At 64.0% G+C, this 25,831-nt stretch carries 28 protein-coding genes; 15 read left to right on the forward strand and 13 right to left on the reverse strand.

Features of this window, described 5'->3' with window-relative positions:
* Nucleotides 1-135: 135 nt before the first annotated feature.
* On the reverse strand, nucleotides 136-1,716 hold the full coding sequence (locus M3I54_RS23970) for an aldehyde dehydrogenase (NADP(+)) (RefSeq protein WP_254340494.1): 1,581 nt from the start codon (nucleotides 1,714-1,716) through the stop codon (nucleotides 136-138).
* A 29-nt stretch (nucleotides 1,717-1,745) separates the two neighbouring features.
* A complete protein-coding gene (locus M3I54_RS23975; protein WP_254340495.1) occupies nucleotides 1,746-2,693 on the reverse strand; it encodes a dihydrodipicolinate synthase family protein in 948 nt (315 codons plus the stop codon).
* A 310-nt stretch (nucleotides 2,694-3,003) separates the two neighbouring features.
* On the opposite strand from M3I54_RS23975, the gene M3I54_RS23980 reads away from it, so the two are divergent.
* The 4 genes from M3I54_RS23980 (at nucleotide 3,004) to M3I54_RS23995 (ending at nucleotide 8,217) form a co-directional block, all read left to right on the forward strand.
* Complete coding sequence (locus M3I54_RS23980; RefSeq protein ID WP_254340496.1) at nucleotides 3,004-3,753, forward strand: gluconate 2-dehydrogenase subunit 3 family protein; 750 nt, start codon at nucleotides 3,004-3,006, stop codon at nucleotides 3,751-3,753.
* The gene (locus tag M3I54_RS23985; RefSeq protein WP_254340498.1) at nucleotides 3,754-5,529 is read left to right on the forward strand and encodes a GMC family oxidoreductase; all 1,776 of its coding nucleotides are present in this window, start codon (nucleotides 3,754-3,756) and stop codon (nucleotides 5,527-5,529) included.
* Nucleotides 5,530-5,537: 8 nt separating this feature from the next.
* Nucleotides 5,538-6,893 (forward strand): cytochrome c, encoded by a 1,356-nt coding sequence (locus M3I54_RS23990; protein ID WP_254340500.1) that lies wholly within the window; start codon nucleotides 5,538-5,540, stop codon nucleotides 6,891-6,893.
* Between the two features lie 130 nt (nucleotides 6,894-7,023).
* Nucleotides 7,024-8,217 (forward strand): porin, encoded by a 1,194-nt coding sequence (locus tag M3I54_RS23995; protein WP_254340557.1) that lies wholly within the window; start codon nucleotides 7,024-7,026, stop codon nucleotides 8,215-8,217.
* Between the two features lie 90 nt (nucleotides 8,218-8,307).
* On the opposite strand, the gene M3I54_RS24000 is transcribed toward M3I54_RS23995, so the two are convergent.
* Nucleotides 8,308-8,526, reverse strand: a complete 219-nt coding sequence (locus M3I54_RS24000; protein WP_028207581.1) for a hypothetical protein — start codon at nucleotides 8,524-8,526, stop codon at nucleotides 8,308-8,310.
* Nucleotides 8,527-8,606: 80 nt separating this feature from the next.
* Nucleotides 8,607-9,419, reverse strand: a complete 813-nt coding sequence (locus M3I54_RS24005) for a helix-turn-helix domain-containing protein (protein ID WP_254340502.1) — start codon at nucleotides 9,417-9,419, stop codon at nucleotides 8,607-8,609.
* A 116-nt stretch (nucleotides 9,420-9,535) separates the two neighbouring features.
* Between M3I54_RS24005 and M3I54_RS24010 the strand changes: the two genes are divergently transcribed.
* Complete coding sequence (locus M3I54_RS24010; protein ID WP_254340504.1) at nucleotides 9,536-10,486, forward strand: DMT family transporter; 951 nt, start codon at nucleotides 9,536-9,538, stop codon at nucleotides 10,484-10,486.
* Between the two features lie 36 nt (nucleotides 10,487-10,522).
* Here M3I54_RS24010 and M3I54_RS24015 read toward each other — a convergent pair whose 3' ends face one another.
* The 3 genes from M3I54_RS24015 to M3I54_RS24025 form a co-directional block, all read right to left on the reverse strand.
* The gene (locus tag M3I54_RS24015) at nucleotides 10,523-11,425 is read right to left on the reverse strand and encodes a fatty acid desaturase (RefSeq protein WP_254340506.1); all 903 of its coding nucleotides are present in this window, start codon (nucleotides 11,423-11,425) and stop codon (nucleotides 10,523-10,525) included.
* Between the two features lie 143 nt (nucleotides 11,426-11,568).
* Nucleotides 11,569-11,769, reverse strand: coding sequence for a hypothetical protein (locus M3I54_RS24020; RefSeq protein WP_254340508.1), 201 nt, complete (start codon nucleotides 11,767-11,769; stop codon nucleotides 11,569-11,571).
* A 125-nt stretch (nucleotides 11,770-11,894) separates the two neighbouring features.
* Nucleotides 11,895-12,188: a hypothetical protein gene (locus M3I54_RS24025; protein WP_254340510.1), complete on the reverse strand. Its 294-nt coding sequence runs from the start codon at nucleotides 12,186-12,188 to the stop codon at nucleotides 11,895-11,897.
* Between the two features lie 78 nt (nucleotides 12,189-12,266).
* On the opposite strand from M3I54_RS24025, the gene M3I54_RS24030 reads away from it, so the two are divergent.
* From M3I54_RS24030 to M3I54_RS24050, 5 genes are all read left to right on the forward strand, one after another.
* A complete protein-coding gene (locus tag M3I54_RS24030) occupies nucleotides 12,267-12,845 on the forward strand; it encodes a flavin reductase family protein (protein ID WP_254340559.1) in 579 nt (192 codons plus the stop codon).
* A 118-nt stretch (nucleotides 12,846-12,963) separates the two neighbouring features.
* Nucleotides 12,964-13,188, forward strand: a complete 225-nt coding sequence (locus tag M3I54_RS24035; RefSeq protein WP_254340512.1) for a hypothetical protein — start codon at nucleotides 12,964-12,966, stop codon at nucleotides 13,186-13,188.
* A gap of 2 nt (nucleotides 13,189-13,190) precedes the next feature.
* A complete protein-coding gene (locus M3I54_RS24040) occupies nucleotides 13,191-13,778 on the forward strand; it encodes a hypothetical protein (RefSeq protein WP_254340514.1) in 588 nt (195 codons plus the stop codon).
* Between the two features lie 32 nt (nucleotides 13,779-13,810).
* Nucleotides 13,811-14,446 (forward strand): TetR/AcrR family transcriptional regulator, encoded by a 636-nt coding sequence (locus tag M3I54_RS24045; protein ID WP_254340516.1) that lies wholly within the window; start codon nucleotides 13,811-13,813, stop codon nucleotides 14,444-14,446.
* Between the two features lie 46 nt (nucleotides 14,447-14,492).
* Nucleotides 14,493-15,476, forward strand: a complete 984-nt coding sequence (locus M3I54_RS24050) for an MDR family oxidoreductase (protein ID WP_254340518.1) — start codon at nucleotides 14,493-14,495, stop codon at nucleotides 15,474-15,476.
* Nucleotides 15,477-15,520: 44 nt separating this feature from the next.
* Here M3I54_RS24050 and M3I54_RS24055 read toward each other — a convergent pair whose 3' ends face one another.
* Nucleotides 15,521-16,387: a helix-turn-helix domain-containing protein gene (locus M3I54_RS24055; RefSeq protein WP_254340520.1), complete on the reverse strand. Its 867-nt coding sequence runs from the start codon at nucleotides 16,385-16,387 to the stop codon at nucleotides 15,521-15,523.
* 204 nt (nucleotides 16,388-16,591) lie between these two features.
* On the opposite strand from M3I54_RS24055, the gene M3I54_RS24060 reads away from it, so the two are divergent.
* Nucleotides 16,592-17,479: an NAD(P)H-binding protein gene (locus tag M3I54_RS24060; RefSeq protein WP_254340522.1), complete on the forward strand. Its 888-nt coding sequence runs from the start codon at nucleotides 16,592-16,594 to the stop codon at nucleotides 17,477-17,479.
* 72 nt (nucleotides 17,480-17,551) lie between these two features.
* Here the strand turns inward: M3I54_RS24060 and M3I54_RS24065 are convergent, their stop codons facing one another.
* On the reverse strand, nucleotides 17,552-19,249 hold the full coding sequence (locus M3I54_RS24065) for a hypothetical protein (RefSeq protein WP_254340527.1): 1,698 nt from the start codon (nucleotides 19,247-19,249) through the stop codon (nucleotides 17,552-17,554).
* Nucleotides 19,250-19,591: 342 nt separating this feature from the next.
* Between M3I54_RS24065 and pstS the strand changes: the two genes are divergently transcribed.
* Together pstS and M3I54_RS24075 are read left to right on the forward strand one after the other, a co-directional pair.
* A complete protein-coding gene (gene pstS, locus M3I54_RS24070) occupies nucleotides 19,592-20,629 on the forward strand; it encodes a phosphate ABC transporter substrate-binding protein PstS (protein ID WP_254340528.1) in 1,038 nt (345 codons plus the stop codon).
* Between the two features lie 59 nt (nucleotides 20,630-20,688).
* Nucleotides 20,689-20,886 carry a DUF3562 domain-containing protein gene (locus M3I54_RS24075; RefSeq protein WP_254340529.1) on the forward strand — a complete coding sequence of 66 codons (198 nt, stop codon included), beginning with the start codon at nucleotides 20,689-20,691 and terminating at the stop codon, nucleotides 20,884-20,886.
* 42 nt (nucleotides 20,887-20,928) lie between these two features.
* Here the strand turns inward: M3I54_RS24075 and M3I54_RS24080 are convergent, their stop codons facing one another.
* Nucleotides 20,929-21,156, reverse strand: coding sequence for a hypothetical protein (locus M3I54_RS24080; RefSeq protein ID WP_254340531.1), 228 nt, complete (start codon nucleotides 21,154-21,156; stop codon nucleotides 20,929-20,931).
* Between the two features lie 75 nt (nucleotides 21,157-21,231).
* Entirely contained in the window at nucleotides 21,232-21,504 is a 273-nt protein-coding gene (locus M3I54_RS24085) for a hypothetical protein (RefSeq protein ID WP_254340533.1), read from the reverse strand.
* Between the two features lie 388 nt (nucleotides 21,505-21,892).
* Between M3I54_RS24085 and M3I54_RS24090 the strand changes: the two genes are divergently transcribed.
* The gene (locus M3I54_RS24090) at nucleotides 21,893-22,780 is read left to right on the forward strand and encodes a class I SAM-dependent methyltransferase (RefSeq protein ID WP_254340535.1); all 888 of its coding nucleotides are present in this window, start codon (nucleotides 21,893-21,895) and stop codon (nucleotides 22,778-22,780) included.
* A 35-nt stretch (nucleotides 22,781-22,815) separates the two neighbouring features.
* Nucleotides 22,816-23,985 carry a GNAT family N-acetyltransferase gene (locus M3I54_RS45170; protein WP_254340537.1) on the forward strand — a complete coding sequence of 390 codons (1,170 nt, stop codon included), beginning with the start codon at nucleotides 22,816-22,818 and terminating at the stop codon, nucleotides 23,983-23,985.
* A 24-nt stretch (nucleotides 23,986-24,009) separates the two neighbouring features.
* Here the strand turns inward: M3I54_RS45170 and M3I54_RS24100 are convergent, their stop codons facing one another.
* Together M3I54_RS24100 and M3I54_RS24105 are read right to left on the reverse strand one after the other, a co-directional pair.
* Entirely contained in the window at nucleotides 24,010-25,362 is a 1,353-nt protein-coding gene (locus tag M3I54_RS24100) for an MFS transporter (RefSeq protein ID WP_254340539.1), read from the reverse strand.
* A gap of 157 nt (nucleotides 25,363-25,519) precedes the next feature.
* Nucleotides 25,520-25,831, reverse strand: a 312-nt coding sequence (locus M3I54_RS24105) for a hypothetical protein (RefSeq protein ID WP_302059107.1), incomplete at its 5' end; no start/stop codon positions are given.

Raw genomic sequence — 25,831 nt, forward strand, 5'->3', positions numbered from 1 at the left:
GATGCCGAACCACGCACCAAGTTGTCAAGCAACGTCAGGCTCTTTGTGAGACGACTGTGAGCCTCTTGTCGGACTCCTCTTGGAGAAAGCGCCTGCAAGGCTTCTGCAGGCGCTTTCCTGACCGCTTTCGCGGGATTACTGCTTCACCAGCTCGCCGTCGCGCAAACGCCACAGCGCGAGCGGATTGTCGTTCTGCAGTGTGACCGGCAGAAGTTCAGCCGGCAGGTCCTGATAGCAGACCGGACGCAGGAAGCGCTCGATCGCCATCGCGCCCACCGAAGTCGTGCGTGCGTCCGAGGTGGCCGGGAACGGGCCGCCGTGAACCATCGCGTACGACACTTCGACGCCCGTCGGGAAGCCGTTCGCCAGAATGCGGCCAGCCTTGCGCTCGAGAATCGGCAACAGGCGCGCGGCCATCGCGTAGTCGTCGCGGTCGATGTGCAGCGTCGCCGTGAGCTGGCCTTCGAGGTGCTCCGCCACGCGCGCGAGTTCGGCTTCGTCGCGACACGCCACGACGACCGACGTCGGCCCGAAAATCTCGTCCGACAACGCGTGCTGTGCGAGGAACTGCTCGGCGCTCGCCTTGAAGAGGACCGGCAGCGCGTCGCAATGCGCGTCCGTCTTCGTGCCTTCGGCCAGATTCTCGATGCCCGGCAGCTGCTTGCGCGCCGCAACGGCTTCGCCATACGTCGAGGCGATGCCAGCCGTCAGCATGCTTTGCGAGGGCTTCTGCGTGAGCGCGGCGCTCGCCGCCTTCACGAAGCGGTCGAGTTCCGGCGAGTCGATCGCGAGCACGAGGCCCGGGTTCGTGCAGAACTGGCCCACGCCCATCGTGAGCGAATCGACAAAGGCTTGCGCGAGCGCTTCACCGCGTGCGGCCAGCGCCGCGGGCAGCACGAACATCGGGTTGATGCTGCTCATTTCGGCGTAGACCGGAATCGGCTCGGCTCGCGCGGCCGCGATGTGCGAAAGCGCGAGGCCGCCGCGGCGCGAACCCGTGAAGCCCACGGCCTTGATAGCCGGGTGCGCCACGAGCGTTTCGCCCGCTTCGTTGCCGCCGCCGAAGACGAGCGAGAACACGCCTTCGGGCAGGCCAACGTCAGCCACGGCCTGCTGGATCGCGCGGCCTACGAGTTCCGAGGTACCCGGGTGCGCCAGGTGCGCCTTCACGACGACCGGGCAGCCGGCAGCCAGCGCCGAAGCCGTGTCGCCGCCCGCCACTGAAAACGCCAGCGGGAAGTTGCTCGCGCCGAACACGGCCACGGGGCCGAGCGGGATGCGATGCGCGCGCAGATCCGAGCGCGGCAGCGGCTTGCGCTCGGGCAGCGCCGAGTCGAGCACGGCGCCGCACCAGCGGCCGTCGCGCACGAGCGACGCGAAAAGACGCAGCTGCCCGACCGTGCGGCCGCGCTCGCCTTCGAGGCGCGCCTTGGGCAGCGCCGATTCGAGATGCGCGCGCTCGATCAGCGCGTCGCCGATGCCGAGAATGCGTTCGGCGATCGCTTCGAGCAGACGCGCACGCGTTTCGTGCGGGGCGGCCCGGAAGGCGTCGAACGCCTGCGCCGCGAGTTCACAAGCGCGCACGACTTCGGCGTTGCCGCCGAGGCCGAACGACGGCTCGATCTCCTGACCGAGCGCGGGCGCGAAGGCGCGCATCTCGCCCGCCTCGCCGCGCACCGCTTGCGCGCCCAGCAGCATGGTTCCAGTAACCTGCATGTTCGCTCCGTTCAATTGCATTTTGCCGCTTACGCGTGGGCGGTCTGGGCCGAAGCGACCAGCTTCTGCTCGAACGCGAGCAGCGCCTTGGCCGCGTCGCCGATCGCCGGCAGTGCCTCAGCGGGCGACTGCGAGAGCAGCGGCAGGATCGGGCCCATGTCGGCAATACCCGAGAGCGTCACGGCGTCATGCAGCACGCGGATGAGCGAGATGTTGTCACGCAGCGTTTCGAGCGGCATGAAGGCATCGAAGAGGCGTTGTGCTTCTTCCGCACGGCCTTCCTTCGCGGCCTTCAGGAGCGCCATGATGGCGTTCGAAGCGATACAGCCCGAGCCCGTGGTCCAGGCGGCCAGACCGAAGTCGCGCACGTGAACCAGCGCCGGACGCTCGCCCATGCCCGAGACGACCTTCGAGGCCGGCACGCTTTGCAGCAGGCGGCGCAGATACGGGTCGTTGGCCGGGTCCTTGCGCACGATGGCGTACTTGACCGCGATGAGCGTGCCGCGGTCGATCAGGCGCACGAGCGTGTCGACGTCGACATAGTCTTCACTCTTGATATAGAGCGTGAGCGGAATGCCAGCGGCGTCGGCGATGCGCGCAAGACCGGCTTCGACGCCGGCGGGCGTGGTGAAGCCGGAGAGCGGCAGCACCATGGCCGTCTGGTACTGCGTTTGCGCGAAGATGCGCGCCTGGTCGAGCATCTTGCCGTAGTCGGGACCGATGGCCGGAATCACGCGCGTTTCGGGCGCGGTGAGGTCGGCGAGCATGTCAAGCAACTCACGGAATTCGCTCACGGCGACGTGGTACAGGTTCGCATTGCCGCCGTACAGCAGCGTGCGGATACCGCCCGCTTCCATATGGCGGATTAGCTTGCGGTTCTGTTCGACGTCGAGGGAGAAGTCGGGGCGGCGTGCGAGCGGCGGCACTGCCATCACAGTCGAGGCGAATTCGCTCTCGACAATCGGGGACACGTTCATGAGGCCTCGTGCTGGGATGGAGGGTTGTCAATACCGGGCACAGTAGCATCGGCTCGCCGTAGTTGTCAAACAACTTGTTGCATTTGTTAGGGTTTGTTCGGAGGACACGGCAACCGTGGTCCGCCCGCCCCTGCGCGGTCGGTACAGGCCCCGTAAAGGAATAATGTAGAATCGCGCTCCAATTGTGGAACCGGTTCCATTTATTATCCTCGTTCCGTGGCCGCCGCCGCGGGATGTCACGCGCAGCGGGCAGAATGGCTACGCGGACACGGTCGAACCACACCGCGCCAAACTCATACAGAATCCCACAATGTCTGAATCCCCTCTCACGACACGCCGCGGCTTCCTACGCACGGCAGCGGTGCTCGTGCCGGCCAGCGCACTGGCTGGCTGCGAGGGCGGCAAGCAGCCGTCGAGCGAAACCGCCGCGGCGGGCAGCGCCGCCTCTGCGCCCAACGCCAGGCCCGAAGCCGGGCAGGCCGTCGCCTACAAGCCGCGCTTCTTCGACGGGCGCGAGTGGGCCTTTGTCGAAGCCGCCACCGACCGTCTGATTCCCGCCGATTCCGAAGGCCCCGGCGCGCTGGAAGCCGGCGTGCCCGAATTCATCGACCGGCAGATGGACACGCCCTACGCGCACGGCGCGCTCTGGTACATGCAGGGGCCGTTCCAGCAAGGCGTGCCCGAACTCGGCTACCAGTTGAAGCTCGTGCCGCGCGACATCTACCGGCTCGGCATCAAGGCCGTGAACGCGTACTGCGCGAAGGCCTACGGCAAGGATTTCGACGCACTCGACGCCAACACGCGCGACAGCGTGCTCACCGCGCTCGAAGCGGGCAAGGTCGAACTGGACGGCGTGCCCGCCTCCGTGTTCTTCGGCCAGTTGCTGCAGAACACGCGCGAAGGCTACTTCTGCGACCCGATCCACGGCGGCAACCGCAACATGGCCGCGTGGAAGATGATCGGCTTCCCCGGCGCGCGCGCCGACTTCATGGATTTCGTGAACCAGAACGGCAAGCCCTATCCGTACGGCCCGGTCTCGATCAACGGAGAGCGTACGTAAATGGCGATCAGGAAACCTCACGTCGATGCCGTGGTCGTCGGCTTCGGCTGGACCGGCGCGATCCTCTCGAAGGAACTGACCGAAGCGGGCCTCACCGTGGTGGCGCTCGAGCGTGGTGAGTATCGCGACACCTACCCGGACGGCGCGTACCCCAACACCATCGACGAGCTCACATACAACATCCGCAAGAAGCTCTTCCTCGACCTTTCGAAGACCACCGTCTCGATCCGCCACGGCGTGAACGACACGGCCCTGCCCTACCGCCAGCTCGCCGCGTTTCTGCCCGGCGAAGGCGTGGGCGGCGCGGGCCTGCACTGGTCGGGCGTGCATTTCCGCATCACGCCCGAAGAGCTGCGCCTGAAAAGTCACTACGAAGAGCGCTACGGCAAGAAGTTCATCCCCGAAGGCATGACGATCCAGGACTACGGCGTCACTTACGACGAACTGGAGCCGCACTTCGACTTCGCGGAGAAGGTGTTCGGCACTTCGGGCCAGGCGTACAAGGTGAAGGGCAACGTAGTCGGCGACGGCAATGTGTTCGAAGCCGCGCGCAGCGACAATTTCCCGTTGCCCGCACAACTGAATACGTATTCGGCGCAGCGCTTCTCCGACGCGGCGAAGTCTATTGGGCTGCACCCCTACCGCCTGCCTTCGGCGAACACGTCGGGGCCGTACACGAACCCCTATGGCGTGCAGATGGGCCCGTGCAACTTCTGCGGCTTTTGCAGCGGTTACGCGTGCTACATGTACTCGAAGGCTTCGCCGAACCTCAACATCCTGCCCGCGCTCAAGCAGGAAAAGCACTTCGAACTGCGCTCGAAATGCCACGTGCTGCGTGTCGAACTCGACAACACCAAAAAGCGCGCCACAGGCGTGACTTATATCGATCCGGCGGGCCAGGAAGTGTTCCAGAGCGCGGACCTCGTGATCGTCTCGGCGTTCCAGTATCACAACGTGCACCTGCTGCTGCTCTCGGGCATCGGCAAGCCCTATGACCCGGTTTCGGGCAAGGGCGTGGTGGGCCGCAACTTCGCGTACCAGAACCTCTCGACCATCACGGCGTTCTTCGACAAGGACACGTGGACGAATCCGTTCATCGGCGCGGGCGGCAACGGCGTGGCCGTGGACGACTTCAACGCCGACAACTTCGACCACGGGCCGCTCGGCTTCGTGGGCGGCTCGCCGCTCTGGGTGAACCAGGCGGGCGTGAAGCCGATTAGCGGCATCGCCACGCCCGCGGGCACGCCGGACTGGGGCGCCGGGTGGAAGAAGGCCGTGAAGGACCACTACGCACACACCGTTTCGATGGACGCGCACGGCTCCAACATGTCGTACCGCGACGTGTACCTCGACCTCGATCCGACCTATCGCGACTCGTACGGCCAACCGCTCCTGCGCATGACCTTCGACTGGAAGGACAACGACATCAAGATGGCGCAGTACGTGACGGGCCAGATGCAAAAGATCGCCGAGGCGATGGGCCCGAAGGCCATCAACGTCTACACGCGCGAGTTCGGCGCGCACTTCGATTCGCGCCGCTACCAGACCACTCACCTTGTCGGCGGGGCCGTGATGGGCACCGATCCGAACACCAGCGTCATCAACCGCTATCTGCAGTGCTGGGATGTGCCCAACGTGTTCGTGATGGGTGCCTCCGCGTTCCCGCAGGGGATCGGCTACAACCCGACCGGCCTCGTCGCCGCCCTCGCTTACTGGAGCGCGAAAGCGATTCGCAACCAGTATCTGAAGAACCCCGGTCCCCTGGTGAGCGTGTGAAGAGCCGCATGAAGAAGAATATTTTTTTTCTGCGCGCGAACGTTGCGCGCGCAACGATTGCGGGCGCGGCCTTCGCGGCCCTCGCGTCATTCACGGCGCAAGCGGCATGCGCGGCTGACCTGCCGAACGCCGCGCTCGTCGCGCACGGCGAATACCTCGCGCGCGCCGGCGACTGCATTGCCTGCCACACCACACAGGGCGGCAAGCCCTTCGCGGGCGGCCTGAAGTTCGACACGCCGATCGGCGCGATCTACTCGACCAACATCACGCCGGACGCGAATACGGGCATCGGCAAGTGGAGCTACGAGGACTTCGCCAAAGCCGTGCGCCAGGGCGTACGGCCGAATGGCGAAACGCTTTACCCCGCGATGCCCTACCCCTCGTACGCACGCCTCTCCGATGACGACATGAAGGCGCTTTACGCCTATTTCATGAAAGGCGTCGGGCCCGTGCAGGCGCAGAACCGCGCCGTGGACATTCCCTGGCCGCTCTCGATGCGCTGGCCGCTCGGCGCCTGGCGCATGCTGTTCGCGCCGAAGGTGCAGGCGTTCGACGGCTCGCATTACAACGATGCGATCGTCGCGCGCGGCGCCTATCTCGTGCAGGGCCTCGGCCACTGCGGCGCGTGCCACACGCCGCGCGCACGCACGATGCAGGAACTCGCGCTTACCGACCTCGAGGGCGACGACTTCCTCGCAGGCGGCGGCCCGATCGACGGCTGGGTACCCTCCAGCCTGCGCGGCAACCCGCGCACGGGCGTGGGCAACTGGAACGAGGACGACATCGTGCAGTTCCTCAAGTCGGGCCGCAATCTGCATACTGCCGCCTTCGGCGGCATGACCGACGTGGTTCAGCACAGCATGCAGCACATGAACGACGCGGACCTGCTCGCCGTCGCGCGCTACCTCAAGACGCTGCCCTCCAGCGACCCGAAGGAAACCGCGTACGCCTACGATCCCGCCGCCGCGAACAAGCTGCAAAACGGCGACGCGAGCGCACGCGGCGCAGCGGTCTATCGCGACAACTGCATGGCCTGCCACCGCAGCGACGGACGCGGTTACACGCGCGTGTTCCCGGCGCTCGGCGGCAACCCGGTCGTGCAGGGCAAGGACCCCACTTCGCTGATTCACGTGCTGCTCGCAGGCAGCGCGCTCGAAGGCACGAAATCCGCGCCCTCGTCGTTCACGATGCCGCCGTTCGGCTGGCGTCTGTCCGACCAGGAAGTGGCCGACGTGTCCACCTTCGTGCGAGCGAGCTGGGGCAACGCTGGCACGCCAGTGAGTGCCGAAGACGTCGCGAAGGCCCGCAAGACCGTCACCGTGAGCACGCCGGCGCTGCCGCCCGGCGCAACGCTCAAGCGCTAACGCGCCCCGCGCCGCACTTTTCCCTCCCCCGCGTTTCACGCCTGCCGTCTCGTTCGCGAGGCCGCAGGCGCGTGCGCGCACAACCAGAAATTGCACACCAGGCGATCCCTGCACGTTGCAACAACAAATGATGAGAAAACACCTGCTCGCCGCACCAGTCCTGTTATCGCTCGCCGGCATCGCATCGGCGCAAGGGTCGGTCACGCTGTATGGCATTGCCGACGCCGGCATCACGTATCGCAGCAATGAGCGCAGCGGCACCACCGGCGCCTACACGGGCCATTCGAACGTGGGTCTCTCCACCGGCAACCTCTCGGGCAGCCGCTGGGGCATCAAGGGCAAGGAAGATCTGGGCAACGGACTCGCGGCCATCTTCCTGCTCGAAGACGGCTTCGACATCACGAACGGCACCTCGGGCCAGAGCGGACGCCTGTTCGGCCGTCAGGCTTTCGTGGGCCTCGCGGACCAGCGCTACGGCTCGCTCACCATGGGTCGCCAGTACACCTCGCTCGACGATTTCGTCGGGCCGGTCGCGCCCGTGAACTACATCGGCGGCTTCGGCGCGCATCCGGGCGACATCGACGACTTCGACCAGACCACGCGCGTGGACAACTCGATCAAGTACACGAGCGCGAACTACGCGGGTTTTACGTTCGGCGCGCTGTACGGTTTCGGCGGCCAGCCAGGCAGCATGAAGCGCAAGAACACCTGGAGCGTGGGCGCCGGCTACGCAAACGGCCCGCTGCGCATGGGCGTGGGGTATGAGCGGTCGGACAACAGCAAGACCGGCCTCGACGATCCCACCTACGGCAAGTGGCAAGGCACGTACGACGGCACGTTCAACTCGTCGATCAACGATGGCTATGCGAGCGCGCAATCGCAGCAGGTGGTGGCGGCGGGCGCGACGTGGGACTTCGGTCCCGCCGTGGTCGGCGTGAACTACAGCAACGTGCAATATCGCTCGGGCGCGAATTCGCTGTTCTCGGGCAATGCGATCTTCAATATCGCGGGCATTTTCACGCAGTGGAACGTGCAGCCGCGCACGCATCTGTTCGCGGGCTACAGCTATACGCGTGGCAGCGCCGTGGAAGGCGTGGATCAAGACGCGCAGTACCACAACGTTTCGGTGGGCGCAACCTATGATCTCTCGACGCGCTCGACGGTGTATCTGCTCGCGGGCTACCAGCATGCATCGGGCATGACGCTCGATGCCGCCGGCAATCCGGTCGCGGCAACCGCTTCGGTGTCCGACAAGGGCAACGGCCACTCGTCGGCCACGCAGTCGCAAGCCATTGTGAGCGTGGGCTTGCGTCAGAAGTTCTAAGCAGTCTATTGCGCTTCGTTGCGCATGCAACGAAGCTGCGGGTGCTCATGCCTTGAGCGCCTGCTTGCCTTTTGCCAGCCGCGCCGACGTTCAGTGCAGCACCTCCGGCCGGTCCAGCAGGCCATAAAACTCGTCGATCGTCACGGTTGGCGCGAACTGCGACAGTGTGGCGACGATCACGTCGTCGGTAATCGCCGATCCTGCCGCCGATTCGAGCTGAACCCCGGCCGCGGCGGCCTGGCTCTCGGCCAGCTCGAGGGCGATCGACAGGATGAAGCGTGCGTCGGTTTGGGTGAGTAGCGCTTTCATGCCTGCTCTAACGGCGCGCGCACGGGGATCTTTAGGGTTTTGTTGGGTTTCGTAAGGCTTCGTAATCGTTGCGCGCGGCACTATGCGCAACGCGTGCGCGCCACGAACTGCCCCGGACTCGTGCCCGTCAATCGTCGGAACATTGCGATGAAAGCCGACGACGTGGCATACCCCAAATCCAGCGCCACGGCCTCGACGCTGCGCCCTGCATGCAGCATCGGCAGCGCATTGACGAGCCGGATACGCTGGCGCCATTCCGTCAACGACATGCCCAGCTCGTTTTGCGCGCGGCGCATGAGCGTGCGCTCGCTCATGTGAAACGCATCGGCAAGCTCTGCAAGCGAGCGATTGTCGGCGGGATTCTGGCGTAGCACCTGGAGGATCGCGTTGAGATCGGCGTCGTCGGTATGCGGCACGAAGCTGCCCGTGGTCGCGCAGGTTGAAAGCTGATCCACGAGCACGCGCAACAGACGCGCGCGCTGCGCTTCGCCCTCTTCCTCCACCGGCGTCACGCGCAGATGCTCGAGGATCGCACGCACGAGCGGAGACACCATCACCGCACAGCTCGTTGCCGGCATGCGCGTGCACAGGTCGCGGCTGATGTACACCGAGCAATGCACGGTCTCCTGCTCGTTGAAGCCCACGTGCTCGGTGCCCGGCGCGATCCAGAGCCCGAGATGCGGCGGCGTGATGTAGTGCTCGTCCCCCGCCTTCACCTCCGTCGTGCCGCTGAACGCATAGACGAACTCGCCCCACGGGTGGCACATCTGCGGATACGTGGCGTGCGAAGGCATGTGCTCCATGCGGAAGAACACCGGCGTGGGCAGCACGTCGGTGAAGGGCGGCAGGCGCAGGTAGCGCGCCGGGCGAGCACGGTCAGGTGTTTTGGGCATGGCGGTCTGGGGCTATCGATTGTCAGTTTTGCGCTATATGCGCGCATCCCGACGCATCAATACTACGCCCACTGCCACCAAACTTCAGCCGAATCCTTCAAATCAGTGAGCCCGCAATGAGAAAGCAAGTCGACGCAACGGCCGTGGCCATCATGGTGGCGCTCTGCCTCGCATGGGGGCTGCAACAGGTCGCGATCAAGGCGGTGGCCGGGGACATCCCGCCCATGCTGCAGATCGGGCTGCGTTCGGGCGTGGCGGCGGCACTCGTGTGGCTCTTCAACCAACTCGTTTCGCGCGAGCGCTGGCTGCCTGGCGTGGCGCGCGGCGCCGGGCTCGTCACAGGCGGCCTGTTCGCGCTCGAATTCGTGTTCGTCGCCATGGGCCTGCGCTGGACCAACGCCTCGCACATGGCCGTGTTTCTCTACACCGCGCCGATGTTCGCGGCAATCGGCCTGCATGTGCGCCTGCCCGACGAACGCCTTGCGCGGTTCCAATGGGGCGGCATTGCCATCGCGTTCACGGGCATCGCCATCACGTTCCTCGGCCCCGCGCTGCTGGGCGCCGACATACCGGGCTCGCCGTTGTGGTTGCTCGGGGACTTCATGGGTCTTTGTGCAGGCGCGGCGTGGGGGCTCACCACCGTCGTCGTGCGGACGAGCCGCCTGAGCGAGGCGCCCGCCACGCAAACGCTCTTCTATCAACTGGCGGGCGCTTTCGTCGTGCTGGTGCCGTTCGCGTTCCTGACCGGCCAGGCGCACTTTCACGGCACGCCGCTCGCCTTGGCCTCCCTCGCATTCCAGACCCTGCTCGTCTCGTTCGTGAGCTATCTCGTGTGGTTCTGGCTGCTGCGCCGCTATCTGGCCGCGCGCCTCGGCATTCTGTCGTTCATGACGCCGCTGTTCGGCGTGGCGTTCGGCGTCGTGCTGCTGCACGAGCGCGTGGAGCCCGCGTTCCTGTTTGGCTCGGCGCTCGTGCTGCTCGGCCTGCTGGTGGTGAACGCGCAAAGCTGGGTCCGCCAGGCTTTCGGCCGCCGTGCCGCTAACGCAAACGGCGCTCAGGCTTCCTGATTTGATCCCCCGCCGCGTGTATACCGGCCTGCGCGGCTAGGCCACTGCATCGCCGCGCTTGCCCACTGGCAGCTGGCGCACGGCCACATACTCGGGATCGCGCTGCTGGCGCGCGAAGATCGCAAGAATCTCGCGCCACGCAGGCCACAGTCCCGCATAAGACTCCGGCATTTGCGAGGCCACCGCGTCATGAAAACCGGGCAGCGCGTGAAACGGCACGCTCGGAAACATGTGGTGCTCGATGTGATAGTGCATGTTCCAGTAGAGAAAGCGCACCACGGGATTGAGCATCACCGTGCGGCTCGACACACGGTGATCGAGAACATTCTCCTTGAGCCCCGTGTGCTGCGTGAGTGCGCAGAGTTCGTGCAACCAGGTGCCATAGGCGCGCGAAACGAACAGGAACAGGACCGGCAGCCAGCTATGCGCGACGATCGCCCAGGCGAACACCGCCACGTAGCACGCGAGCAGCACGCGTGAATTCGCGCACATCTTGCGGTACTCGGCCTCCGGCACCACCTCCCTCGCGCCCTTCGTGACCATGCCGAAGCTGTGCAGCACGATCGCGCCGAGAAACTGGATGCCGTGCGAGATGCGCACGAAGTCCGTCACGAGCTTCAGGTAGCTGAGCGGCCGCTTGAACGCCAGTTCGGGATCCTTATAAGGTTCGGCAGTCAGATGCGTGAAAGTGTGGTGCCGTGCATGCAGCCAGCGGCTGTACACCTGCTCGCGCCACGACATGAAGCAAATGATCCAGTAAGCGGTCTCGTTCATCCAGCGCGTCTTGAAGCCGGTCCCGTGCCCTAGCTCGTGCGCGGCAGCCTCGCTGAACGCGAACACCGTGCCGTACAGCAGGAAGGCGGGAATCGTCCACGCCGTGCCGAGCGAGTACCACGCAAGCACGCCGGTCGCCACGACGAGTGCGAGGAAACCGCCCACCTAAATCAGCCCCCGCGCGTCGGTGCGAGTGGAGAATGCCTTGAGGCGCTTGCGGTCGATTTCCACCCGGTACCACGCATTCATGTCGATGTTCATTTGCCGTGCTCCGCGCGAGGCTATGCGTTTTCTCTGGTTCCCTGCTTTCACCGGTACGAACCCGCGTACTTCTGCACGGGCGCAAGGTTGTCGCGCGTGACGAAGCTCGGGCCGGAACTCACCGTCGAACCGGTATAAACCGGCTTGAGGTCGTACTTCGCGAGACGCGCCGCGACCTTCTTGTCGTCCTTGAGCGCGGCGACGATATGGGCCGGGTCATGGGTCTTGTCGCGCACCGCGATCGCCATGGCCGCCACCGAGAGGTATCCCTGAAGATAGGGCTGCTGATCAATTGCGAACTGGATCTGCCCTGCCTGAATCGCCTTGAGGATGTCCGGCGAAAGGTCGCGACGCCTTCAAAAAGTACTCAGCATTACGCGGCATCTACAATCTTTCGGTTGGCGACGAAGGCATTGCACGCGCGCTGAAGGCGCTCAAGCGTGAGCACGCAACCGTCCTGATTGGCCACGAACTCACCGGGATCAGCCGCTCGCTGCTCGCCGAAGGCGTGATGGACGCTGTGCTGGACCAAAGCCCATTCGTCGAAGCCGTGTGCGCCGCGGAGGTGATCCTCGCCCACTACAATCGCGGCGCGGCCGCGAGCCTGCCGTTGCAAACGCCGATGTCGATTTATCTGCAGGCGAATTTGCCGCCAGCGTGATGCCATCGCACCGCAAGCCTCGGCTTTCTGAGGTAAAGTCGCTCGGGTTCCGACTCATAGCGACTCCAGCACCCGATGCAAACCCTGTCGACTTTTACGCCCGTGGCACTCGAGCATGCGAGCCGCCTCATCAATCACGGCCCCACCGTGCTCGTCACCAGCAGCGACGGCAAGCGCCGCAACGTCATGGCGGCCGCGTGGTCGATGCCCGTGGAATTCACGCCGCCGCGCATCGCCATCGTGATCGACAAGCGCACGTTCACGCGCGAACTCATCAACGCGAGCGGCACGTTCGGCGTGATCATTCCGGGCGCCGCCGCAATCGACTTGACCTATGCCGTGGGCAACGTAAGCGGCCGCGAGACCGACAAGTTCGAGCGCTTCAATATCGCCGCCATTACGGGCCCGAAGCTCGGCTTGCCCCTGCTCGAAGCAGGCTGCTCCGCGTGGATGGAATGCCGCCTGATTCCCGAGCGGCATACCGAAGACGCCTACGATACGTGCTTCGCCGAAGTGATCGCCGCCGCGGCCGACCCGCGCGCTTTCCGTAATGGCCACTGGGAACTCGACAGCAGCAACGCGGACCTGCACACGATCCATCATCTGGGCGCCGGCAATTTCGTGCGCGCCAGCGACACGATCAAGGCGCGCGAACTCGCGTAAGCGCGCAACCGCGATCAGGCCGCTATGATCGCGGGTGGCGTGAAATCGCCACAAACAATTCGCATTGCAGACATTTGAACCATCCAGCGGCGTGTTTTCAAGCGGCCAGGAGCCACGCATGAGCGATCTCGATACGCAGGCCTCGTATGGCAGCCCGCAGGCGACCGCGCAAGCCGGACAACTCGGTTACCTGCCCGTAGCGCTGTTCGGCTCGGTCATGGGGCTTGCCGGACGCTCTTCGGCATGGCGGCTCGCGCATCGCATGTACGGCATGCCGCTGTGGATCGCCCAGTTGATCGGCGCGCTCGCCATGCTGGCGTTCTTGATGATCGGCTTCGGCTAGCCGTGAAACGGATCACCGGCCCCAGTGCCGTGAAAGCCGAATTCAATCATCCCGTTGCGGGCAATCTCTTCGGGACCTTGTTCATCAGCCTGCTTCTGCTGCCCATCCCGCTAGCCGACTTGAGCGTGCCGTTCGCGCGCGCGGTGTGGATCGTCGGCGCAATCGGCATGATCGTGTTTGCGTGGTTCGTCATCATGCGCTGGCTCAGTCAGCGTCAGCATCCGTCCCACGCCACGCCCACGTGGATCGTGCCCGTCGTTGGGCTCATCGACATTCCACTCGCCACGCGCGCCATCCAGATCACGGGCGTAAATGGCGTCCTGCTGCTCTCACTCGCCGTGGGGCTCTTTTTCGCCGTGCCGCTTTTCACGCTCATTTTTGCGCGCCTCATGTTCGAGGAGCCCATGGCCAACAATCTGCAGCCGACGCTCATCATTCTGCTCGCGCCGTTTGCCGTGGGCTTCTCGGCCTATGTCACGGTAACGGGCGAAGTTGCTGCTCGTGTTGGCCGCGCGCACGTTGTGGGGCGTGCTACGGGGCGAACTGGAAGCGCTGGCCCACTAGCGGCCCAGACACAACCGCGTGCTTGAATTTTATAGACGATCGGTCTAATATCGGCGACATGGAACCGACCATCGCTAAACCGCGCCGCGGCAGGCCGCCGAAAGACCCGCGCGCGCACGCCGACACACGCGCATCGCTCATTCGCGCCGGCATGGAAATGCTGACCGAACAGAGCTTCGCGGCCACCGGGCTGGATGCTGTGCTCAAGCGGGTGAACATTCCCAAGGGCTCGTTCTATCACTATTTCGACAGCAAGGAAGCATTCGGGCGCGAGTTGATGACCGCGTACGATGCGTACTTCTGCGCGAAGCTCGACCGCTGGCTGCAGGACGACACGCGCCCCGCCCTGGAACGGCTTGGCGCCTTCGTCGACGACGCCAGCAAAGGCATGGCGCGCCACCGCTACACACGCGGTTGCCTCGTCGGCAACCTCGGCGTAGAGGTGGACATCCTGCCCGACGACTTCCGTGAAACGCTCGAACGCATTCTGCAGGGCTGGCAAGCGCGCATCGTGGCGTGCCTGCGCGAGGCCCAGCGCGAAGGCGTGCTCGCCAGGCGAATCGACCTTGCGTCACTCGCCGCTTTCTTCTGGATTGGCTGGGAAGGCGCCGTGCTGCGTGCGAGGCTCGTGCGCAGCACGGCTCCGCTCGATACATTCTTCAGAGGTTTCATCGCGGGGTTGCCACGCGCGTGAGCCGCGGCAACGCCAACCGTTCACTGTTTCAGGAGCAGGATCCATCATGTTCAAAGCCATTCTGATTGATAAGGAATCCGGATCGTATGATGCGCGCATTGCCGAACTCGACGACGCGCGCCTGCCGGAAGGCGACGTGCTCGTCGATGTCGGCTACAGCACGCTGAACTACAAGGACGGTCTCGCGATCACCGGAAAAGGCCCGGTCGTTCGCAACTTTCCCATGGTTCCGGGCATCGATTTCGCGGGGACTGTCGTGCAAAGCGCGAACCCTGCCTACGCGGTGGGCGACGCGGTCGTGCTCAACGGTTGGGGCGTTGGCGAACAGCATTGGGGCGGACTCGCGCAGAAGGCGCGCATCAAGGGCGACTGGCTCATTCCGCTGCCGGCGGGCTTCACGCCGCGGCAAACGATGGCAGTCGGCACGGCCGGCTATACGGCCATGCTCTGCATTCTCGCGCTGGAACGGCAAGGCATCACGCCCGCGCACGGCGACGTGCTCGTCACGGGCGCGAGCGGAGGCGTGGGCAGCTTCGCGATTGCGCTGCTCACGCGCCGAGGCTATCGCGTGATCGCGTCGACCGGCAGGCTGCAAGAGGCGGAGTATCTGAAGCAGCTCGGCGCCGTCGAAGTCATCGACCGCGCCTCGTTATCGGAGCCGGGCCGCCCGCTGCAAAAAGAACGCTGGGCTGCCGCGATCGATTCGGTTGGCGGCCACACGTTGGCAAATGTCTGCGCGAGCCTGCGCGCGGATGGAGCGGTGGCGGCTTGCGGCCTGGCACAAGGTATGGATCTTCCCGCAACGGTCGCGCCATTCATTTTGCGCGGCGTGAGCCTCCTCGGCATCAATAGCGTAACGCGCCCGTTTGCGCAGCGGCAGCAAGCCTGGCGCGCGTTGGGAGAGACGCTCGATCTGAAGCAGCTCGATACGATTACGCGAGAAATCGGCCTGGCCGAGGCCATTGCGGCCGCAAGCGATCTGCTCGCCGGGCATGTGCGCGGGAGGCTCGTGGTAGACGTCAACCGGTAACGTGCGCAGCTGCGGCGATTCAACGCCTCACGATTTCGCCGCGTTCACGAACCCTTCGCGAACGCGCGCGGCGTGACCCCGAGAAGCCGCGTCATCCAGTGCGCCATATGGCTTTGATGCGCGAACCCCGCTTCGAGCGCCACCTGGCTCAGGCCAAGTTTGCCTTCGATGAGCAGCGCCATCGCGCGTTCGACGCGCCGCCGCACGACATATTGATGCACCGGCATACCCAGCGTTTCGCGAAACAGGGCCTTGAAATGCGGCACGCTCAGGTCGACGAGCGCAGCGAGTTCGCCGAGCGTGAGGCGTTGATCGAGATGGCTCTCGATGTAATCGGTCACGCGCGCCGCCTTGTGGGTTGCAAGCATTGCGGTGCGGCCTCGTAGCGGCGAATCCGTTGCGCCCAGCAGCCGCACGACCATTGCAGTGGAAACGCTCTCGGCAAATAGCGGGTCGCATGCCGTTCCCGCATCGATCTCGGCCAGCAGCGCGGCCGCCAGCGAATTGATGCGCGGGTCGCGCAACTGAAGTTGCGGCCGGATCTCGCGCTTACCCCACGGATTCTCCATTTGCTCCGCAATCGATCGCACGAAGCGGTCGTCGAACCACACGCGCAGAATCGTGCAGTCCGCCTCATCAGTCCATTCGCCTTCGACCCCGGCAGGCACCACATCCGCGTCGCCGTGCGCCTGGAGCCGCGATTGACGGCGGCCGTCGCACGCGCATCGCGCACGCACCGGCGTGCCGACATGAATGCCGATGCGGTGATACGCCATCGCGGGAAAGCGATGTTGCCCCGCACTAACACGCAGCAATGCGGCACCACCGCCCTGCCAGCCCAATCCAGCGCTCGAACGCAGGCTGACGCTTGTTCCAGCGTGCCGGTTCGAATCTGCAGTCACTGCGCTCATGGCATTCCTTTTCGACGCAAAAGCCGTGCGGGAAATCGTGCGATGTTTGCGGCCAGTTTACTGGATTACGCCAATGCTCGCGCACCACGCAATGGTGGACGTATTCGATCATCCGTTTCTGCGCAGCACCATCCGTTCTTGTGCGCCATGCGGCGTTCGTATGCCTACGATGGCGCAGACCACGCAAACCAGGAGAAAGCGATTATGTTCGTGATTTTTGGAGCATCGGGAAAAGCCGGCCGCGTCACCGCCGCCGCGTTGCGTCGCGCCGGCAAGCCCGTGCGCGCCGTGGTGCGTCACGCTCGCCAGGGCGAAAGTCTCGCGGAGCTGGGCTGCGAAATCGTGCTCGCCGCTCTGACCGACCCGCAATCGGTCGCGGCCGCGATCAAAGGCGCTCATGCCGTTCAGCTGATATGCCCCGTTCCGTCCGGCGATATGGATCCCGAAACAACCATGCGCACGATGATCGACGTCGCGACCGACGCCCTGCGCGAAAACCCGCCCGCCACGCTGCTCGCCATTTCCGACTATGGCGCGGAACTGCCGTTGAATACGGGCATCACGCGGTTATATCACTACCTGGAAAAGCGGCTGAAGCCCGTTGCAACGCAATTGGTGTTGCTGCGCTCGGCGGAACATATGCAGAACTGGGCGGCGCTCATTCCCGGCGCGCTCGCAACCGGTACGCTGCCAAGCCTCCATCTGCCTTTGGAGCGCCGCCTTCCCACGGTCGCCGCACAGGACGTTGGCGCGGCAAGCGCCGAGTTGCTGCTCGAATCGCATCAGTCTGGCACGCCGAGAATCGTGAGCATTGAAGGACCGCAGAGGGTCAGCGTGAACGACATCGCGGCGGCACTGAGCGTTGCGAGCGGCCGCACGATCACGCCCCTTGCGCTTCCGCGCGAATCGTGGACACCCATGCTTCTCAAAGCCGGACTCAGCGAGAATCACGGCCGGCTCATCACCGATCTTTACGACGTTTACAACACCGGCCGCATCGACGTGGATGCGAGCCGCAGCGAGCGCCGCTTCGGCACGACCGCATTACGCGACGTGTTCGGCCCACTCGTTGCGAAATTCAACAGCAAATAGCGCGCGCGCCGCAGTGACAAAAAAAGCCGGGCGCTACACGCGCCCGGCCGTTCCCGCGTGACTACGCAGCGATCAGAACCACTTGCCGAACTGGCCGCCCGGCGCAAGCGACACCCCACGCAGCACTTCGCCGAAGCTCGCGTTGCGCAGCGTCACGAAGCGCTCGTTCGCAGCGCCCGAAGCCGTGGTGTTGCGCAGCACGTCGCGCACGGCGACGAGGCGATTCGGGTCCGCGCCCTGGTCGCCGTTGCCGCTCACCGTCGAGGTGATTGCCCAGATCGTGACCGTGCCATCCTGCTCGACGTGGCCGGTGATGTTACGCAGCCCGTCCGTGGTGGGCGACCACGGCAAGTTGGTCGCGCTGTTCGTGCCCACCGGATAACCTGCTACGGTGTACGAAGTACCGAGATTCAGGCCATTCTGGATCGTGTACGCTAGCTTCCACGACTTCGTTCCGGCGTTGTACACCCACTTCTGCAGGCCCGCACCGGTCTGCTGCGCGGCGTGCGTGTACAGGTCCGTGCCACCCGAATAGCCATCGCCCTCGTCGGCCAAATAGAGCGTATTCGCGTCGGCGAACCACAGGCCGAACGGGTACGCGAGCGTCGTTGCCGTCTTGTTCGGCGTAGCCGGGAAGCCCGCGAGCACGCATACGTTGCTCGGCAAGCCGCTGGTCGTCAACGTGGAAGCGTCGTAGGCAAGCGGGTTGGACGGCAGTTTCGCGCCCGCCACCGGCACGCCTACGCCGCCCGAGGGACACGCCTTGCCCGTGGTGTCGACGAAGTACACCGTGTTCACGCCGTTGCTGCCGCTGCCCTTCGTGAAGTACACCACGTTGTTGAAGACGGTGAGCCCGCGGTAGTTGTCGTCCTTGCCTACCTTGTCGGCCTTCGCACCGAGTTGCGTGACCGAGAAGCTCGCGAGCGGCGTGGGCGTGCCCGGCGTTTGCTGCGCCTCATGCTGATGCGTCGCTTCGATGAATTGCGCACCCGCGCCAAGAATCACGCCTGCCGGCTGCGGATTCGAACCGTTGCCTGCGTTGCCCACCGTGTAGTAAAAACCGTTGCCTTCGCCTTTGTCGTTGCCGTTGTTGAGCAGTGCGGCGCGGCCGTTATTGCCGCTGTATGCATTGGTCTCCGTAAAGGAGAGGTGCCCCTCGGCATCGAGCCGCGCCACCGCGCGATAGAACGCCTGACCGTCCGGATTCGTCGGATCGATCGCGCCCGGCGTATTCGAGTTCGATACGTCGACCGTGTTGACCGGCGCAACGTAGCCCATGAACGTCAGGTAACGGCCGTCGCTCGAAAGGTTGAGCCCGAGTTCCGACTTGGAGCTGAAGCTCGTCACGAGCTGGTCGTGGCCATGACCCGGATGCAGACTGTTGGGCACTTCCAGCGTGTGGACGACCTGGCCTCCCGGCGTAATGGTGTCGAGGAAAATGCGCGCCGTGATGCCAAAGCTCGGATCGTAGAGCACATTGTTCCAGACGGCCGGATACGTGCCGTCAGTGGGCGCGCCGCCCGTGGGGCAGCTCGCCTGCGCGCTATTGCAATTGGGCGGCAGCGTCATGCCGGGGGTGACGTTGCTCGACACATTGTCGTAGACACTGCGGCTCACGACGAGCAGGCCCGAACCACCGAAAAACGCGTTCGTGTCTTGCGCGGCTGCGCCTGCACTGGCACAAACCAAAGCAGCGGCAATAGCAAGACGTGAAGGACGTGCGGCAAAACAAGCGCCGCAAAAGGCTGAGCGAAGGGTATTGATGGCCATCTGTAGCGTCTCCGAAAGGAATTACAAGCGTTTTGTCAAGACGAACTCGGGGTCAATCCCGCTTACCCTAGCGAAATTTTGTGAAAGATTCGTTGCAGCGACGCGGCTTCGTTCACGCGTTTTCCTCTGCGGAAATCGAACGGCTCAGCCTGTTTCCGCTCCGGCCATTTCGTTTGTGATCCTCATCATCCGTTCGTGCACGCACGCGACGCTTCGTCAGAAAACCGCCGCACGATAGCAGGATTCTATTTGAATCCTGCCTGTCATCAGGCTGTAATTGACACTACGCGGACCAAACAGACTCCGCGACGTCCCATAGAACATGAATAACGGGAGAGGCTCGTGAGACCATTGCGCCCACTGATTGTCGCGCTCGTTTGCGGCGTTTGCGCGTTGACGGCCCGCGCCGAAGACGTGACCGGATGCGGCAGCACGCTCGCTGCTCCCCTCTACACCCACTGGGCCACCGACTACCGAAAGTCCGGCGGCGGCAAGGTGATCTACCGCGGCACCGGCTCCACGGACGGCATCAAGGCGATCGTCGCGCATGCGGTCGACTTCGCCGGCTCCGACGCCCCGCTCACGAGCGAGCAATTGAGCAAGGAAGGATTGCGGCAGTTTCCCACCGCGATCGGCGGCGTGGTTCCGGTCGTGAATCTTCCGGGCATCAAGGCCGGGCAGTTGATGCTGAACGGCGAGGTGCTGAGCCAGATCTTTCTCGGCAAGATCCTGTACTGGGACGACCCGGCCATCGCACGGCTCAATCCGAAGATCAAGATGCCCAACACGCCGATCGCTGTCGTGCGGCGTCTGGATGGTTCGGGCACGACGCTGATCTGGACGCACTATCTCTCGCAGGTGAGCCCCGAATGGAAACGCAAGGTCGGCGAAGGCACCAGTGTTCACTGGCCCTTGGGGATAGGCGGTAAGGGCAATGAAGGTGTCGCCACCTTCGTGGGCTACCTGCCCGGGGCGATTGGCTATATCGCCTGGGACTTCACGAAGCAGAATCATCTGACCTATACGGCCATGATCAACGCGGCGGGCGTGGTCGTGGAGCCGGGCATCCAGACATTCAGCGCAGCTGCCGCGAATGCGGACTGGTCAAGCTCGCTCTTTCAGGTGCTGACCAATCAGCCGGGCAAGGACGCATGGCCCGTGATGGGCGCGACCTACGTGCTGTTGCAGGCCACGCCGGATCACTCGGCGCGCAACGCTGAAACGCTGAAGTTCTTCGACTGGGCGCTCACGCACGGCGAGCCAACGACTCAGGCACTGGACTATATTCCGCTGCCTGCCGGCGTCGTGACGAAAATCCGCGCGCAATGGCACGGCGATAAAAGCGACGACGTCACACCCACAGCCGTTACCGTGCAGTAGCGTCCACGTCTGTTCACGGGTGTTCTCACGCCAGGCGCCTATGCGCCAAGGAGGCGTTGATGAAACAGGAAGCGGCCGAAGAGGTCGTGAAGGCGCTCGCGACCGAAACACAAACGCCGCTGGAAATCGTCGCGAGGATGTATGAGCAAACGTGGGCGGAGTTCAGTGACGGCGCTCGTGTCATGGATTATCTGACCGTGCTCGTCTCTCGGCGCGTGCGGGAGGACCTTCGCACCCTGCGCAAGGACGCGCACTGAATGTTTGCATGGCGGCATGCCTGCGCCACACGCACGCACGAATCAACGCTTGCCTGCTTTGCGCCTGCGGGAATCGGTTTTACGACAGAGGTCCGTCAACACCCAGCGGGCGATGATCTCGGGGCGATTCGTGCCGTACTGCGCGAACTTGATTTCGTTTTCGAAGTAGACGATGACGCTTCCGGCCATGACGCGGTAAGCACCCGCGTAGTTCACGCCATCCACTTCGACACTCAGGGGATGGGTAGTTTCGTATTCTGCAAGAGCCAAGGTACACGCGGAAATGTCTAAATTATGACAATATCGGTTCGCGGCCCGATTGGTCAATTAAATATGCGTTTTGTTTCATATTGACGATTGCCGTCCCGATTTCGGCACATTACGGGAACCTGTCGCGCCCTTGACTGGGGCACGCATTAATGCCGCTTGACTCAGCCTGCCATACGGGCTTGCCGCGAACCACCGCTCGCCGACGGAAGCGCTCCAGGCGTTCACCCAGCGCGTCGCCATCATTTTTTCGGTTTCTGCTTCGGCATTCATTAGCCGCTTCATTGCCAGGCCGAGGCGGTGCATTGCATACCGCTTACGGCGCGCTTCAGCATCCACTCGCGCGTTCATCGTCTCGCCTCTTCCGGTTGAGTATTGCGTAGACAAAAACCTGGAGACCCACCTGCACCGACGCCTTGCGAAGCCGGAGCATCACTCTCGCTGAATTACGCGAGAACGCTCATTAAGGCACGGAAAGAAAGGCGGAAACATCAGGGAGAGTATTGAGGGCAGTCGCATGAAAGCGCTTTCGCCGAACGGCTGGAAAAAGGGCACGCTACCCACGACGATCTGGCTCTCTCGTCACCACGCTACCCCGGCCACATGACACTCGTTAGTAAGCCACGGATGCGTGCCTTTTTGTCGAAATACAACCGATGAATGGCGGCGACCTGGCGACGCACCGCGCGATGATGGCGATCGGCAACCCCTCTCCAGAAGGTTCACAGCGCATCGATCCATGCGAACAACAACACACGGCGGCCCCCGATTCGCGCTCGGACGCGCACTGAAGCAACCGTTGCTGAATGCGGTGGCCCGGTTGCCCGATAGCGTGCAGCGAGCGATGTTCATGCCGCCGATACGCCGCATCTGCATTCGCGTTCCGGTATTGCGCGCGGTGTACTCCGGCTGCCTGCGGCGCCACCCCATCGATCTCCAGTACGGCACGGACACGAGCGGACTGGTCGATTCCAACGCGCTGCAGCGCGACGCTCATCTTGCCGTCCAACTCAGGCCTTACATGGGCTCGCAGCCGACCATCATCCGCCGCGCGCTCGACACCCTGGGCGATATCACCGGCTATACGTTCATGGACATCGGTTGCGGTAAAGGCCGGCCGTTGATCGTCGCCTCCGAATATCCGTTCGCTTTGGCGCTGGGCTATGACATCAGCGCGGACCTCGTGAGAACGGCGAACGCAAACGCGGTTGTCATGGCGCGGCGCTTTCCGCAACGGCCGCACATTCGTGCATTGCACGCCAATGTCGCCGATTTGAAGGTGCCGTCGGGCAACGTGGTCGTCTTTCTGTTCAATCCATTCGGGCCCGAGTTGATGGCGTCGTTGCTGGAGAAACTCGAAGCGGGCCTCGCGAGCGGCACCATCCAGCATCTCTTCATCGTCTACGATAACCCCGTGTGCGGCGAAGTCTTCGACGGCTCCCGTCAGTTGCAGCGCTGGTTCGCTGGCGTATTTCCGTACGATCACGACGAAGTCGGCTTCGGACCTGAGGACCACGAGAACGTCGTCGTCTGGCAAAGCGTGTGCGGCGCGCGCCCTGACACATTCGCGGAGCGCAATCGCAGCATTACGACTAAAGACCGCCTCAGCACTTCCCTTGAAGGCTGAATCACAAGCACCACGAATTCATTCAGGAGACGCAAGTGCCGACCTCCGTCGTGGCGATATACGAGTCGTCGCCGGCCGCTTCCTTCCGGTACGAGTTGCGCACGTGCGCGACCGTCGATGCGTTTCGTGCATTCGAGCCCCAATGGCGTGCGCTTTTATCCGGAGCCGAAGCGTATTCGCCTTTCATGAGCTTCGCCTACTGCGAGGCTGCCGTCGCGGCGGCGCTGAAGAGCGGCGCGAAGGTCGAAGTCGCGACGGTGCACGACGCGCGCGACCTGCTGGCGCTATGGCCCGTTGCGATCACGCGCAAAGGCGCGTGGCGAACGGCCCGGGCGCTGGGCTGCGGATGCGGCGAGGAATACGGCGGCCCGCTGATCGCCGACACCCGGCGCGCAGAACTTTACGATGCGGCGGTCCAGGCGGTCTTGCGGATTCACGCCGACGTGCTCCACATTCCGATGCTGGAAAACGGCAGCACACTGCAGCTTGCGCTCGACGCCGCGCCGCAGTCATGGGTGCTGCGCGCGCTGCCGCCGCGCTGGCGCGTGATGCCCGGCTATTCGATCAACCTGCGCGCCGCGCCCACATGGAACGATTTCCTCGCAACGCGGCACTCGACGCTGCGCGCCGCGCTGCGTTCGAGCGCGAAGCGGTTGCGGCGCGAAGGCGAAGTCAGTTTTGGGTGGTGCAACAGCGCCGAGGACACCGAGCGCGTGTTGAGGTGGCTATTCGCCAACAAACGCCAATGGGCGCTCAAGCGTGGAATCGAATCGCCCTATTTGATGGACGACAGCGTACGCGATTTCTTCATCGACCTTGCAAAGCGAACCGACCTGACCAGCCTGCCGCTCGTCGCCTGTGTGCAGGTCAATGGGCAGCCAGTGGCGGCATCGGTCAATCTCGTCGGTGCGCGCAGCGTCGAGTATTTGATCACCACCTATGACGAGGCGTTCAGCGTATTTTCGGTGGGGAACCTGCTGATCGAATACATCGCGCAATGGGCCCAGGCCCATGGCCGCGATTTCGACTTTCGGCCGCTACACGGCGACTACAAGGTGCGTTGGGCGGATCGCGAGACAAAGCACGAATCGCGTATCGTCGTGCTCAACGCACGCGGGCGGCTCATCGAGTTGGCGCTGTCATGGGCACAGGCCAGGCGCGTTTATCGAAAAGTCACGACGCTTGTCATGGCGCGCCTGAAATGAGCGAATGGCGTGCATAGGCACCCCTCACGGCCTCACCACACCACCCTCCCCGTGCGTTTCGGTTTGCGGCGAATCGTCGAGCGTTTCGAGCGCCGGGTCGTGATGGAGGACGAGCGCCGCGCCCGCGCCCACGAGCCCGGCTCCCGCAAGACATAGCAGGCCCGCGCCGAAGCCGCCCGTGCTGTCCTTGATCCAGCCCATCGCGTAGGGGCCGAAAAAGCCCGCCAGATTGCCGAGCGAATTGACGGCGGCAATGCCGCCGGCCGCTGCCGCGCCCGAAAGGAACGCGGCCGGCAGCGTCCAGATCACCGGCAGGCAACCGAAAATACCGAAACCCGCAATGGAAAGCGCCAGCATCTTGAGCACCGGGTTATCGAGTCCTGCCGCAGCGGCAATACCGGCGGCCGCGACAGCCAGCGCAAATGCGACGTGACGCTTGCGTTCCAGGCGGCGGTCGGAATGCCGACCCCATAGCACCATCGAAACGACGCCCACCGCGTAGGGCAGCGCAGTGACAAAGCCCGTCTGCAAATTCGTGAGCCCGAACGCCTTGACGATCTGCGGCAGGAAGAAGCTTAGACCGTAATTGGTTGCATTCGCACCGAAATAGATCAGCGCCACCGCCAGCACGCGCGGATTGATCAGCGCCTCCAGCACGCTGAACGTGCGCACCTTCTCCCGATGACGGCGCTCCTGCGCCTGGCGATCGACGAGCCAGCGGCGCTCGTCGTCGGCGAGCCAGCTGGCGTCGGCGGGTTTGTCGGTCAGATAGAACAGCACGGCCACAGAGAGCACGAGCGCAGGTATCGCCTCGATCAGGTAAACCCACTGCCAGCCCGCAAGCCCCCCTCTGCCGTCCAGCGAAAGCAGCGCGCCGGAAACCGGACCGCCAATCACCGTCGACAAAGGAATGGCAGCCATGAAATAGCCCACCACGCGCGCGCGGTATTTGGCGGGAAACCAGAGCGTAAGCAGAAAGATGATGCCGGGGAAGAAACCCGCTTCAGCAATGCCGAGAAAGATACGCAATCCATAGAATACGTGCGCGTTCGACATGCCAGTCATGCGGGCGAGGTCCGGAATGAACGCCATCGCACCCGCGATAATGCCCCACGTGAACATGATGCGCGCGATCCAGCGTCTTGCGCCGAAACGTTCGAGCAGCAGGTTCGACGGCACCTCGAAGAAGAAATAGGCGATGAAGAAGATCCCTGCGCCAAAGCCGAACGCGCTCGCGGAAAGATCGAGTGCCTTGTTCATCTGCAGTGCGGCAAAGCCGACGTTGACCCGATCGAGATACGCCACGAAATAGCAAACGATCAGGAACGGCACGAGCCTTGCCGTCACGCGCGCCATGGTGCGGGTTTCAAGCTCCATATCTGTCTCCTTCGAGGCCGGCTGCGCGGCGCGGTGCGCCAGTCACGGGCCGGACCGTTCGTCAGTTTGGTATCGTCAAAGACTAGTCGCTCGCGGCGCGATACGAAAGGACGGTTCACATGGTGGGATCTGGACCGAAAACGGAATTAAGGCGGAATTAAAGCTTCGGACACGAAAGCACTTGCAATGGCTGCGTGGCAACGCCGGGCTGAGCGCCACGGGCCGGTGTGCCCTGCGGAGGCGTTGAAACGAGGCGCACACTGTCTGGACCCGCGTTGGCCAGTGCGTACTTCTCCTCGCTGCCTTCGGGTTGCCAGTACGCGCGAAATACAGGTCCATCGCTGAAAACGAGCAGCGTGCCGTGCGTGGCCTGCCCTGCGGAAACGAAATCGACCGGTTCGCCGCTCCGTAATGCGAAGCCGCCGGCGGCGTTCGCCCCCACGAGCCTGCCGCACGGCGGCGCGGCGTC

It is taken from the genome of Paraburkholderia sp. CNPSo 3274 (assembly GCF_024206475.1).
GTDB lineage: Bacteria > Pseudomonadota > Gammaproteobacteria > Burkholderiales > Burkholderiaceae > Paraburkholderia.